Origin of the sequence: Shewanella scandinavica, assembly GCF_031932065.1 — a bacterium.
Lineage (GTDB): Bacteria > Pseudomonadota > Gammaproteobacteria > Enterobacterales > Shewanellaceae > Shewanella > Shewanella baltica.
Genome location: NZ_JAUOES010000019.1, coordinates 18,002 through 31,527 on the forward strand (window position 1 = coordinate 18,002; position 13,526 = coordinate 31,527).

The window sequence follows — 13,526 nt, forward strand, 5'->3', positions numbered from 1 at the left end:
TAAACTTGGGTGAGAAGCACCAAAACTAATCGCCGCGTAATTTTGATGTCCCAGCCGCTCTTTCAGCGGCGACTTGATGCGCTTGTTAGTTACATGCTACTGATTTTTCAAACGCTTAGGAACGTAACCATCTAGATTTTTTGCACAAACATCAAGAAAGGTCACGAGAGTTCTTTTCCAGCTCATCCAAACGATGCCGCATATGTGTAACATACAAATATTCAACTCGCTCCATGTCAAACTCTGCACCTCTACAAGAGCGAATACCAGCGGAACAAAATTGCCTAGATAAAAGAATCAGTGGGTCACATAGGTCAAGACTTTTATAGAGTAAGTACAATTCGCAAGCACAGTTGATGAACTCTGTTGAGTAAGTTGTAGCCCAACTCCCCGAACCATGATGAGACTCTACGTATTCACCTTGAGTCGATTTGCACTCGGCTATTAGTGCCTTAATTTTATTTGCTTTTTCTTCTGATAGCACAACATTTGCTCCATGCAACTAACGCCCGCAATAAGGTGTGCCACGTTGAACCAACAAAGCGCACCGAACTCCATACCAAAAATGCCGAGTGTATAGGCATCACCTTGATTGCATTGTTATGCGCGAAGTTATAACTTTTTTGCACCAACATTTTTTGCCCATTGATCCAACTCTGTTAAGCCGAATGTCATAGCAATTAAGGCTTTTGTCTTCCATGCAGATTCAAATTTATGCAACATTTGCACTGGACACGATAGTGCTAGAACGACTCCATTATCATCATTACTTTTTATTGTTTTATCACATTTCAGCACAAACGTAACATCTTCAATATTAAGGATACGTTTACTATCAAGCTGTTTTAATCCAGCCTCACCCAATACTTTATCCAGACCAAAAGCTGAACCTTGCTTAATCATAGGTAAAAGTACAGTCACTAACTTAGTAGATTTAGAAGCTAACTGAAATGCATGTGCAAAAGATTTTTTTAAATTTTCTGGATCGTGCGGTTCAGAGCGAACAATATAAAAATCGACCATTATCTTTTCCTTTTTGTTAAATTTACCCAAAAGCGCATAACACCGCGTTCACCGGCGAGTAAGTTGGTGCTGTTTTTGCTGCTTTTTCTTTTAGCAAAAACCTCAACAACTGTATCGAGTCCGCGTGCAACGCCTTGTTAGACAACTAGTTTGATGGCAAATACTCCAGTGCACTTTTAAATGCAGAAGTAGCATAGACTTTATGTACTGTTGGCGCCGCTGCAATTAAATCAAGAGATTTAATAATATGGGCATTTGTCGCTTTACTCTTTAAAAAGACAGCTAATTTTTTTACCCTAGACGCAGGTTTTGTTCGAGCTAAAGGAGCCGAAAATTCTGGGTCACCGAATAATTTAATAAACTCCACTAATTCTATTTCAGTGAAGTTAGTAATGTGTTTCTTATAATGTGGTAAAGCAGATTCATCTACTCCTTCACGATATCCGAGCCCATTTCCAATGTAGCAAATAGATAATACTTTAACCCACATAGATCTCGCTGCACGTGGTATTTTTCCATTAGGAGGAAGAGAATTATCTAACATTTTGGCATGAGGATACTCATTATAAAAATTATTAGTACCAAAATGTGCTCGATTTAAATTTTCAATAATTTCAATTAGTTCACCTGCAAGGCTATCTTCATCTTTGTACTTAAGCCCACTTACTGCTTGCAAAAAAGCTTGTGTAGCATCTTTTCTTACAACTTCACCATTTTTCCTGAATACACCAAATTTCACTCCAATTTCATATTTACGATCTTCTGTAGCAGCATTCCAAATGTATGGTGCTATACCGACAATATTGCTTTTAATATCAGCATTTGTTTTTTCAGTTGTGAATAAGCCGAAAATTGTCCATAAAAAATCATCAATTCGTTCTATTGGTTGTTTAATAAAATCATGTCCAATAACAGAAAAATCCTCAGCGGGGATAACTGAAACTCTAATATTACTTAGTAATTGCTTGACGGCTATTAATGAATGATCTGGCTTCGCTGTAATTGCATGCTTTAGGCAAACACTTAACCAACTTAACATTTCAAAACCATCAATATCATTATCATTCGGGTGTGCTGCACTAGCATGATTTCTCATGAAGTTCACATGTTCTAAACGCTGATAATTTACATCGGATAACAAACCAATACGCCTACACGCCTCGAGTAAATCGTGTTCACTAACCTGATCAATGTCTTCTTCTTTTGATAAGTTTTTGTATCTAGAACTGACTTTTTCAGCAATTGAATAAAAATATGGAAGATCGAACGCAATAATCAACCTGCGAAACGCTCTTACAGTTTCATCCCATAAATAATTTAAAGCTCCGTCAAACAAACCAACAGATATGGCAACTGTAAATTTCGATAGATAATGTGATTTACAGCGTTCAGCGATAGGTATAATAGAAAGGGAATCTTCTAATGATGCAATTACTTTTTTTCGCTCACTGATCGGAACCACAACATTATCAATAGGCAATCCAACGTGAGAAAGATATCCTTCTAATTGTTTATGTAGATTATCTATGGGCTGACTAAGCTCAGTAGATTTGGCAATTATTAATTCTGTTCCATTTGTCACGAATTATACTCCGTTGATTGATATATTGGTTGTCTAACATTTTATTAGTGCGCATGCGCGTTTACCTCATTAGACCAGTAAAAGCGTGCATCATTAACTGTTTGTATTGCAAAGAACTTATCAGCTTTTTATCTAATACACCATCCGGAAAAATGCGCATGCGCGTTTTCCAAACCTATTAACTAATTTGGGGAAAGTTTATGCGGATGATTTTTAAGGGTTTTATAAATTTTAGGCTGGATAAACGCGCAAACTAATGAGTTTAAAAACACTCAAAAGCATCTAAATTTAAATACGACTGTATACCCATACATTGTTAGTCGCTTTACGGTAGGGCCAAACATTAGGTAAATGGATGAGATTTTGTAGGGCAATTTATTCGTCAGTTTTCGATTCACTAAATAAATGCTAGCAAGCTTTGGGGCAAAGGCACGTTAACCCGATTTGGACAGATGCGAGATTACACTGAGTTTTGCCGTGCTTTAGCCTTCTTTTGATTGGCGATGATCCAGTTAAATACATCTTGCTTATTTGCTGGGCTGTAGTAGCTAAGATGGGGAACCGCCGCAACAAATGTATGTACACCATTGATGTCACAGTGGAATCCACGACAATTCCACTGTCCATGCAAAGATGGTTGAGGTGGTACTTCGTCCCCTTTCAAAAATAAGGCTTTCAAAAATGCATAGGCAGAAATTTTATCGATGCCATAAGTAAGAATTAAGCTTGGCTGAATGATTTTCAAAATTGCCTCATGTACAGGCCAACACAACCCAGCCAATCCAAAACACAAATCAGCAGCACTACGTGATGTTTTGAATATGATGTTGGATGCACACACCGTTCTTGGATCATCAATATCAATCCCTTTCAATAACTCAATAACACGTTTCTGAAGAGGCGCACCACACTTAGGATACTTAGATTGCCCGTTTTCCCAGCTCTCATCATAGAAAGAGTTTTCATTTCGTTTCAGCATACGCTGAAGATGACTTCGAATCGTGTATGGTACGCCTGTATCTGGATTCGTTTGCCCACTACCACCTGGGTTTAAACCCAACAAGTAAACATCACCTTTTCTTAACGTTTCATGAGAGCTATAAACTACTTCCCCAATGTCGTCCAAGATGTGTTTGAGTGTGTTCTCAGCGAAGATTGGGAGTTGTTCTTTTTCAACCATGTTAGGCACTTCCTAATTAATATTCACTAGTGTCAAAGACACTTTGTGCCATAACCAAAAGTAGATCAACTAGCATGTGTCACAATGTGTGTTTCTTGTTGCTCTAAAGTCACATTAAGGAATAAACCTGTAAATCCATCTACTGTCAGATATCAACACTTTATCTCGGGCAGACAATGCCACTTGGTAGTGTATTGCGGTGTGAGTAAATCTCGACGCATGGCCCATTTTTGTTCAATACCTTGGGCGGCTATGAATAAGGTGTCTGTGCCGTAACGTTGATTGATGCCATCGAGGGTCTTCATTAACGCGGGTTTGGCTTTTGAGGCATTGAATAAATCTAACTGGCCATGCTGGGTGCTGACCAAATCAATGAGGCCAACACCGACTTTATAATAACGTACGCCGGCACGGAAAAGTTGAGATGCTGCTTGTGTCATCCCTTGAGTTAGTTCAATGCTGCAATCAGTAGCACAAGCAAAGTGCACTAAGGTCTTAAAGCCTGTTGGGCGTTCATCGTAGGGCGAATTGCTGGCAAACAACAACATGGTTTTACAGCTTGAACCTTGCTTACGCGCTTTCGCTGCAGCAATCGCCACATGTTTACTTAAGGCTTGCAGTAAATCTTCATACTCGGTAATACGCTCGCCCACACTACGAGTCGAGAATATTTGCTTCTTATCCGCCCTCGCCTCGTCCCACACTTTGCACGCTTGCCCATTGAGTTCACGCACAGTGCGTTCTATTTCAATACTAAATTGCTTTCGCGCTAAACCTGCAGGGATTTTGGCTAAGTCATAGGCGGTTTTTACGTTCATCAATTCAAGTTTTTTGCTTATCCTGCGTCCAATGCCCCAGACATCATTCACATTCATTGATTGTAAAATTGAAATCCTATCTTGTTCATTATCGATAACACACACACCATGATAGCCAGGTAACTTCTTTGCCGCGTGATTGGCCGCTTTAGCCAGTGTGAGTGTTGAGCCGATGCCTACACAAACCGGTAAACGTGTCTCTTTCCAAACCGCTTTTCGAATCAACTGGCCTTGGGCTTGTAAGCACTTAATGGCGGGGTAACAATTTTTAAAGGAGAGAAAGCTTTCATCAATCGAATAGACATGCTGCTCTGGTGCAAATCGACCAATGATATTCATCATCTTTGCGGATAAATCGGCATAGAGCTCATAGTTACTTGAACAAACAATGACACCTAATTTCGTGCACAGGTCTTTGACTTGAAAGTATGGTGCAAACTTAGGCACACCGCGTTCTTTCGCTTGCTTGTTTGCCGCAACGATACATCCATCGTTGTTGCTCAACACAATCATTGGCTTACCACGCCAATCAGGTCTAAATACCTGTTCGGCGCTGCAATAGAAACTGTTGGCGTCTACCAAGGCAAACATCAGATGTCTGCTAATAATGGACTTTGGCGATGGCAACGAATTGAACGAATAACAACACCTTCAATCGTAAAATTATCGTAGTCGTGAATAGGCTGAGGTTGGTGCTGTTCGTTCGACGACAGCAGCATGCGATGCGTTTTATCGAGGATTTTACATACAAATTCACCGTTGAAATTGGCAACAATCACATCACCATGACGCGCGGTTTCCTGGCGGTCAACAATCAGTAAATCGCCATAAAAAATGCCCACGCCCTGCATTGAGTCACCTTTTGCGACACCAATAAATGTCGCGCTGGGATGCACAACTAACAGCTCATCAAGGCTGAGACCCAGCTGACTATATTCAGCCGCAGGGCTTTCGAAGCCAGTAATACCGGCACTGGCATAGATGGGGATAATACGCATAGTCAACACCACTGTTTTTATATACAGTAATTATAGGCGTTGTTAGGTAACTGGCAAGAATTATTGTGATGTTTCGATGTAACACCATTGGTTCTTTTCTTTATCAAACCCCACGTCAAAATTCACCGCGGTGGTGTCACCCATCTGGTCTCTCTTTGCAACGATATCATTTAGTTCAGATAAATCATCAACACAGGTAAGTTCCGACAACTGCACCAGAAACAAGATTAAGAAGCTAAAAGCGGTTAAAAGTAATGTTGTGACAAACACCCGCACTGGTCTGAAGATCATGGTTCTGCTTTCCTTTGCAAATAAACAACCTGTTCAGCTATGTTGAAATGTAGTAACAGCAGGTCAAAAATGCAAAATCAATCAAGATGAACCACTTTTCATTGAACTTGTTCTAATGTCTATCTTCGCCAATACTCAATTGGCTACATTTTTCCAGCTATAACCCACTAATAAAAATAGATATTTGTTTTACAGCAGACAGAGAGCTAACAGTTCATGGCTGCTTAATTCGTGAGAGGTACAGACTAGACTTTTGTGGCGCACATACTGATTTTTTTCACTTAGTCTATTGTATAAAGATAAAAATATTGAGGAATTGGCCTAATGTGCGGACGCATAAGCATTGATAGTTTTCTCGCTAATACGGTATCTCTTCAACTGGGTGTGCCATTTAATCCACAAACTAACCTTGATTTGCGCCCTACCGAACAAGTGTCGGTGATTATGATGGCCGATAGCCAGCTTCAGCAGCTAGATTGTACCTGGGGAATAAAGCCTGCTTGGTCGAAAAAGCTATTGATTAATGCACAGGCTGAAACCGTGCGAGAAAAGAAAACGTTTGCTTCCGCATTTGCGAGTCTCCGCTGCGTTGTACCCTGCTCTGGTTGGTATGAATGGCGCGAGGAAGGTAAAAAACAAAAACAGAAATATCTGTTTAGTCATGCTAAAGGAGAGCCTCTTTACATGGCCGGAATATGCTATCCAAACGCAGAGTTTACCCAGCTGGTCACATTAACGACTGAGCCCACAGAAAAGTGCAAAGCCTATCATGGCAGAATGCCCCTACTGATCAGCCCATTTGAAATTGATTTTTGGCTTCAAACTGAAGCGATGATGCTAGAGGCACTGCTCTGCCACCCCGAAAATATTACTATCGCAATCCATGCAAACTAACTTTCTATAAAGTCAAAAATAAAGAACTCATTTAGGGACATTTCCGAGTTAGAACGTCAGTTCTAACACATTAATTTCGGATAACAATTTCTATTGATTAATGCCCAATTAAGGCGTGAACCACGCTACAACTCAATTTGAACGCCATAAACACTGAACTAGACCCAAATCCAAAATGCCAAGCGTGGTGAATCACTCTTAAATTGTTTGTTATATTTATTTTTCGATATCCGGCAGTGCTGTCGGATCAAAGATAATTCTATGCTGTGCGGGGTTTCGAGTGCACATTAATAGGTGCTCTCTCTGGTTTTTGGGTCCAACCATTCTCAAATTCATTTCAGAACCACACCAAGGGCACTCAGCGGATATTTTTGTGATATAAATTTTACCAGAAGTGCCAATTTCTAAGTTTTTTAACCCACTCAAATGCTCAAACCTTCTGCGAGGAAGCACCATGCTTAAGATCAGCATTGAAAAGCAAATGCCAAAGAATAAAAAAACAATTGGCTGTATGGAGGATAAACTGGTTGTAAAAAAAAGGTATAAACAAACCTATTATGCTAGCTAAACTTCCCCAAGCGCCGAGCTTTTTAAATGTAGAACTTTTGGCTAAAGCACCATCGCTTGTCCATGGTAGATTTACAAACTCGCGCTTAAGATTAAGTAATTCAGGGTCAATATTATTTGAATTATTAATATTATCTCCAATATGGATATTACTATTATTAATCTCTGAGCCAATTGTATTTACGCTTTGATCACCTGATTGAATAACATGTCCAGATGAGTTTCTAGGACTGCCGCACCCAGCACAAAACTTGTGGTTTTCACCAAATTCCGTTTGACAATTTGTGCAATATTTCAACATTACCCCCTTTAAGTATAACGCCTGTGTAATTTGCGCATTGAAACGCAGCGTAAATGCGTCAAATTAACACACTTGTGTACGCCCAGCATGGGCATGAACTTATGAGGTGAAAGTCCTCTGTAGGAAGGTCACCGATCAATAACATCATGTTATTAAACGTTAACTACTAGCGAATGGCAAGGGATTATCTACGAGAATCGGTCTAGAGGAAGCCACTAGCCATTTTACTGATTAAGAATGCGAGCTGATGAACAAGAACACCTTATGAGGCGTAGGCTAAAGGCTAATTGGCGGGCCCTCCCCCACGCAGTAAGGGGACAATACAACGAAACCAAGTCACCGTAATTGATGCTGCAGTGCAAAGAAGTTAGGAGTTCTAAATGAACCGCCCTGAGCGGAGCCGCATGCAGGGTGATGTGGGGGCTGGAGGCTAGATACTTCTGGCTACCCGATTAGGGCTTGCTCTTGATCCCGAATTTCTTCGCAAACTCGGGATCTATCCAACCCGGCTCTAGTTCAACTTCTGGAGAAGAACACCTAGAAACAAAATCGTTTACTGACTCAGAAAGAACATCGTTCTCTCCTGTTTCGTGATCCCAAAAGCACACAGCCTCTTTAAGGAGAACGAAATAATTACCGCTATCGTCCTCGGCAAGGGCATTTGAAGTGGATAAGACTTCAGGAAATGGCAGCTTGGCTTTTCGGATTACAACGTACTCAAGACCATTTTCGCTTTTGAATACTTTACCAAATGCTCGATTCATATCTGAGCCCTAACGCCTAAATCAGGTGCGCCGTAGGCGTCACCTGGATTTACATGTTAGCGGCATCTAAGCATGTGGGATCAGTAATTATTTTCTCAATAATCGTGGTGGCTAATGGAAATAAGACGAACCAAAGTGTATTGGTAGGAAATTCATTTCCTCTATGAAATAGCTTATTTCTTGCTACGGTAACAGTTTTGACTGTTTCTAGCGTAACTGGTTTAATTCCCATCATGCTAGTCAGCTGGCTTATGCCTAGTTCTTCTAGGAATTTAAATAGCTTTTGGTTTCTGAACTCAGATGTTCTTGTGAGCACAGAAAGTAATGTGTTCTTTCCGTCATTTGATAGTGTATTAGCTAATAATTCTATTTTTTCTCTTTCGTCATCAGCAAACATAGTTCCACTGGGGAATAATTCGTTGTATCGCTTGCTTCCTTCTAGAGACTCAACTATTAAAAACCAATGGAAAAATTTTGACTTTTCACTCTCCGCTTTAAGCCCATTGTAATAGTAATCCAATAACTCATTATAATGAATTTCTTCTACATTGCTTTCATTAAACTTAACACTATTCATAGATGTTATTGACAGTGCATCAGTCATCTTTACCACTGAATTCAGAGCTAAAGTGTTATCTTTGAAACTGACATTTGCAACATCAACAACATCTTCATTAAAAGTGTTGAAATTTATTTTTATGAAAGGTGTTCCATAACGCCCGTTGTGTTCATTTTTTGCAGCTATGAATGATAAATAACTAGCTAATTTATTTAAGTATGATGCTTGTGTTTTTTTATCATTAAGATCAAAGGACTCAACTTTTACTTTAAATATTGGATTTCCAAAGCTAGATAATAAGATTGTTGTGTTTGGTAATCCAAAGGGACAGCCACATGAGACACCTTCTTCAAGATTGTAAGTACTCCCCCCTTCGAACCCGATTTCACTAATCCCATGGGATGAGTGGAATTCAAAATCACATTCAATAAGATGCTTCTTCATTTAATACTCTTCATTGATGATTTGCACTAAAGCAGCTAACGCCCACAACAGGGGCCAAACTGAGTAGAGCCAATCTGCGGTAAAGTGAGCGAAGCGAACCGTAAATTGGAGAAGCGTAGTTTGGTCGCTTGCTTGGATTGTTAGCCATTTTTCCACTTATCTCTAAGCTTTTTAATTAATGACCTTGGGCTTGCCTTCTTATTTTCTGGCGTCAGCAAGCAAACAGATCCGCGGGGAAGGCCAAACACCTTCTCTATTTTTGACTGAATAGACTTTACTGATGCATCACTTCTCGCCACCTTAAATCTCGAACCGGTGTATCTTCTAGCTGAAGTGGATTCTTCATGCTCTTCGTCACCATAATCAGCCGCAATTTCGAGATTCCATATAAAAGGCTTCGTGCACAACGTTTTGCCCGGAGTGCTCACACGCTCGATTTTAACTTTATAGGCATCAAACTCTAGATCGTAAGCAATATGATTTTCAATCATTTTGACGTTTTCTGTGTTCCATGATTTCCATCTTTCGGCTTTGGTAGAAACTTCAATTGAACATATTAGAGGATTATCCTCTTGTCTCCACAGCATAAGAGAATCCGATAGATCCAACCTGCTACGTTTTGACTCGGCGATTATTTCACCGGAAGTATTTAAGCAAATGATTTTAGAATGCTTAGGCCACTGAATCATTTAACAACCTCGATCGGAGTTTTAATTTGGTTAACGTCTTAGTATTTATGCGCTGCGCTGCTTGCGGGGCATAAATCGCTTGTTGGACTTGGCCGCTGCCACATCCATGTCAATTGGTATAAATGATGCTATAGGAATTTGCTTTTTTGCGGTAGCAGTTTTTTATACAGTTTGATGGGTAATCACTTGATATCGTTTTAGCTTTCTCATTTTTTACGCTCACTTTCGACTGATTGTTGACCTTGGTTGGCAGCATTTGAAACCCACATTCAGGTTGACACTCACCACACCCTATCCCCTCATCGGCTTAACCCCATAAGGCTGGCAGCTTTTCGTTGTCGGTCATTACGCTACGTCTTGAGGGAGTGATTATCCTGACATGCGTACTTGCTGACTTTAGGTGTTAATCATCACTAGTCCCTGTGGTCTTATCAGCCCAATAAACTGCAAATGACCTAACTGGCATTGCGGGTATGACCACAAACAGTCTTCTTTAACCAAAGTACTCGCCAATATCACCAATGGATTGTTTGATTGAAACTTGATTAGCGCAAGCTTTTTGCGGTGGCAAGCATTGGTTAAGTACTGCGTAAAATCACAGTCATTGCATGCTGTACTTCCCGGTTAGCAAATTTTGAATGATTTAGTTATCAGTTAAGTGATTTTGGGATAAAGCTGGAACGAATCGATATGCCTAGGCGGCGACGCTCTGATGTATTCAAACTAAAGGTAGGTTTCTCCCCCTCACTGTTCTTCGCTTTATAGTGACTCACTTACGAATAGAGGCAAAATATCGGTCCATTCAACTAAGATCAAAGGATCACAAAATCGATCTAGTGAAGTTGGTATATCCGAGCACACCTATTTTTTGAGCTCCTGAGAAAGTAAGGAAAATAATTATTTATAATCAACACTATAGATAGCGTTCAAAATTATGAACGCCCCCTAAAAGCCCGCTAATAAAACAACAACCAAGCCCTCTAAAATTCTCATATGTAGTGAAGCACTGCGTGTCGCTGCCCCCGCAATCAACCGCGCCAGAAGGACCCGTGATGATAATGGTTCGCATCTACATCGAGTTGAGAGTGATTCTCATCACCATAAGGTGTCGCGTTCGGCTTCAATCAAACCGTGAGCATCGGCGAGGCACAAAATCCTTCCATCTGAAAATCTAAATTCATCATAATTGCACATGATCATCGCTCCATTTCTATCCATGCAGGATGACTAATATAGGTAAAGAGAACGAGCCTGGCACTCGGCTAAAGTAAGCCAAGGCCTAGACAGCTACTGTTCACGTAAAACCGTCTAAAACCGTTTAAAACCTTGGTTTTTACCCTCTTCACCCTATCGTCAACATTTAACACTGGAGCAACAAATACACGCTATTGCATCCTTCCTTAGGGTTGATGCAATGACTCGTCTGTAGCCCTACTGCTGCTTGGGCTAGAGTGCTCCCAACTTTTTGAGGCTATCTAGGGATTATCTAGGCCGCATCAAAAAACGGTTGAACCATATTGGTGCAACACACTGAACAACACCCATTGAATAGAAACATATCAATAACAATTCAAACTAAGGCAGCATGAGCCTATAAACGCGTTCAATCACTCAGAAACAGTGTGCAGATCATCCCAGTTCACATGATTTCGATGACCAAAAACGGGGAGCGGATAACGCCTTCGCATGATGAGGCCGCGACCGAAACAGTGAGCCGAATAGAAGGATCCATTTGGGCGCCATCAATTCACCCCAAACAGCCAAAAACCTCACCTTTTGCCCTACCCTTCACACCCTTCAATCGTTAACACAAAAGCAACAAAGGCGCGCCGTTGCATCCTCCTGTAGGGTTGATGCAATGACTCGTCTGTAGCCCTACTGCTGCATGGGTTTGAGTGCTCCCAACTTTTTGAGGGGATCTAGGGATTATCTAGGCCGCATCTAAGAACTTTTGAACCAGAATGGTGTAATTCACCTATCGATACGTAACACACCAGCAACAACTAATGCTAATAAAACGTGCGGTATCCTCACTCGCCATCTCGCACAACACGCCTATATCAGCCCTATCAATGCCGGCTGTACCCACAGACATTAGCAAATGCCTGAACGACTAGTACATCTGCAGGTATTAAGCAGCTAACGAACGGAAGCATGCACCTTGATACCAGGCATCAACACCTATCCATACCCTTATCCCAACAAGCAATTAGCCAGCTTGAGATTAGCGGACACACCTGCTGGTCAACACGGCAGGATTATAGGACCAAGCGGAACAACACTCTTGGGTACCGGCCATCATCGACCTCCAGTATTAGTGTATTACTTGATGTGCATTGGGATTGGGTAAAGCCGACGACTAGGCATGAAGCGTAATGTGATCGGGTAACACGTCTGCAGGTGAAGATAGTGGTCTAAGAACAAGCCGAACTGGTCGCACGATTGAACGCCTGTTGCTCACGCAATACAGCTCAAAACCTCGCTATTCCCCTGACCTTTTTGACCTGAGGAAATGAATACAAGACCAACAAAAACACGCCGTTGCATCCTCCTGTAGGGTTGATGCAACGGCTCGCCTATAGCCTTACTGCTGCATGAGTTTTAGTGCTTCCAACGTCTTGAGGGAGTCAAGGCGGCATAAGAGGGGAAATAAGTACTACTACATGAAAAAGAGCAAAACCGAACTCTAAAAAATTATATTCACCTAACAATAGATAAAAGAAAAACCTTAGTCATCCATATCAGAATCGGCAATCGTGACTATAGTGGTGCTGCACCGAATTGCGCCCCCATCTGGCCGCTTCTGCTCAATTCTACTGGTAACGACTACCCAGGCCGCTGGTTGAATTGCCTGGTTTCAGGAAAGAAAAAGCCCCAAGAAAATGGGGCCGATTGACAAAAGTGTTGTGCCTGCTCTATCTCTTTACAGACCCTCATCATTGACTTTAAACTATCGCATCAAGCCACTCTGTTAGGATCTGTTCGAGCGAATCAAATTCATCAGATAAAGTGCCTTGCTCATCATCCCACTCGTAAATCTTTCCACTTTCTTCTCCTACTGCGTATATACCGATTCCGGCCTGGTACATAAACGGAACAACCCGCTCGGGAAAGCTAGGATTCAGTTGTTTTACCCAATTTTGAAATTTGGACAAACTCTCAACTAATTCTACATCTCCGACAGATTTAGGGGACTCTATTGATGCAATCTTGAATGTACTGGAAAACAAGTCTACTCCATCGAAAGAGGTATACATGTCCCCCAAAGATTTATGATGGCTCATCGTACTTACATGAGTCCCTGAATTTTTGAACAATGTAGAGCATTCTCCAGACTGGTGCTCTATCTCAAATCGATCATCATACTCAGAGAGATTACCGGGCCTATTTGCTTTTATCCAATCTAGTAATTTCAT

12 protein-coding genes and 1 pseudogene are annotated in these 13,526 nt (G+C 41.0%); 1 reads left to right on the plus strand and 12 read right to left on the minus strand.

The genetic code is table 11. The annotated features are described in order from the left end of the window. Positions 1-612 precede the first annotated feature (612 nt). From Q4Q50_RS15700 to Q4Q50_RS15725, 6 genes are all read right to left on the minus strand, one after another. A complete protein-coding gene (locus Q4Q50_RS15700; protein ID WP_311900122.1) occupies positions 613-1,023 on the minus strand; it encodes a hypothetical protein in 411 nt (136 codons plus the stop codon). A gap of 145 nt (positions 1,024-1,168) precedes the next feature. After that, positions 1,169-2,605 carry a hypothetical protein gene (locus Q4Q50_RS15705; protein ID WP_311900124.1) on the minus strand — a complete coding sequence of 479 codons (1,437 nt, stop codon included), beginning with the start codon at positions 2,603-2,605 and terminating at the stop codon, positions 1,169-1,171. Between the two features lie 460 nt (positions 2,606-3,065). Then, the gene (locus tag Q4Q50_RS15710; protein ID WP_311900126.1) at positions 3,066-3,785 is read right to left on the minus strand and encodes a uracil-DNA glycosylase family protein; all 720 of its coding nucleotides are present in this window, start codon (positions 3,783-3,785) and stop codon (positions 3,066-3,068) included. Between the two features lie 152 nt (positions 3,786-3,937). Then, on the minus strand, positions 3,938-5,194 hold the full coding sequence (locus tag Q4Q50_RS15715) for a Y-family DNA polymerase (RefSeq protein WP_311900127.1): 1,257 nt from the start codon (positions 5,192-5,194) through the stop codon (positions 3,938-3,940). Then, positions 5,194-5,601, minus strand: a complete 408-nt coding sequence (locus Q4Q50_RS15720; protein ID WP_263237756.1) for a LexA family protein — start codon at positions 5,599-5,601, stop codon at positions 5,194-5,196. The genes Q4Q50_RS15715 and Q4Q50_RS15720 overlap by 1 nt, the downstream gene beginning before the upstream one ends. Positions 5,602-5,661: 60 nt before the next feature. Further along, positions 5,662-5,892 carry a hypothetical protein gene (locus Q4Q50_RS15725; RefSeq protein WP_283629211.1) on the minus strand — a complete coding sequence of 77 codons (231 nt, stop codon included), beginning with the start codon at positions 5,890-5,892 and terminating at the stop codon, positions 5,662-5,664. A 324-nt stretch (positions 5,893-6,216) separates the two neighbouring features. Here Q4Q50_RS15725 and Q4Q50_RS15730 point away from each other — a divergent pair, with 324 nt between their 5' ends. Next, entirely contained in the window at positions 6,217-6,786 is a 570-nt protein-coding gene (locus Q4Q50_RS15730; protein WP_311900129.1) for an SOS response-associated peptidase, read from the plus strand. Positions 6,787-7,216: 430 nt separating this feature from the next. Here Q4Q50_RS15730 and Q4Q50_RS15735 read toward each other — a convergent pair whose 3' ends face one another. From Q4Q50_RS15735 to Q4Q50_RS15760, 6 genes and pseudogenes are all read right to left on the minus strand, one after another. Next, positions 7,217-7,651 (minus strand): hypothetical protein, encoded by a 435-nt coding sequence (locus tag Q4Q50_RS15735; RefSeq protein ID WP_311900130.1) that lies wholly within the window; start codon positions 7,649-7,651, stop codon positions 7,217-7,219. Between the two features lie 455 nt (positions 7,652-8,106). Beyond that, positions 8,107-8,418, minus strand: a complete 312-nt coding sequence (locus Q4Q50_RS15740) for a hypothetical protein (RefSeq protein WP_311900131.1) — start codon at positions 8,416-8,418, stop codon at positions 8,107-8,109. Between the two features lie 49 nt (positions 8,419-8,467). Then, positions 8,468-9,421 carry a hypothetical protein gene (locus Q4Q50_RS15745; protein WP_311900133.1) on the minus strand — a complete coding sequence of 318 codons (954 nt, stop codon included), beginning with the start codon at positions 9,419-9,421 and terminating at the stop codon, positions 8,468-8,470. 140 nt (positions 9,422-9,561) lie between these two features. Then, positions 9,562-10,110, minus strand: a complete 549-nt coding sequence (locus Q4Q50_RS15750; protein ID WP_311900135.1) for a hypothetical protein — start codon at positions 10,108-10,110, stop codon at positions 9,562-9,564. Between the two features lie 396 nt (positions 10,111-10,506). After that, a pseudogene (locus Q4Q50_RS15755) lies at positions 10,507-10,695 on the minus strand (IS91 family transposase); the annotation flags it as partial. A 2,360-nt stretch (positions 10,696-13,055) separates the two neighbouring features. Continuing rightward, on the minus strand, positions 13,056-13,526 hold the full coding sequence (locus Q4Q50_RS15760; RefSeq protein WP_311900137.1) for a hypothetical protein: 471 nt from the start codon (positions 13,524-13,526) through the stop codon (positions 13,056-13,058).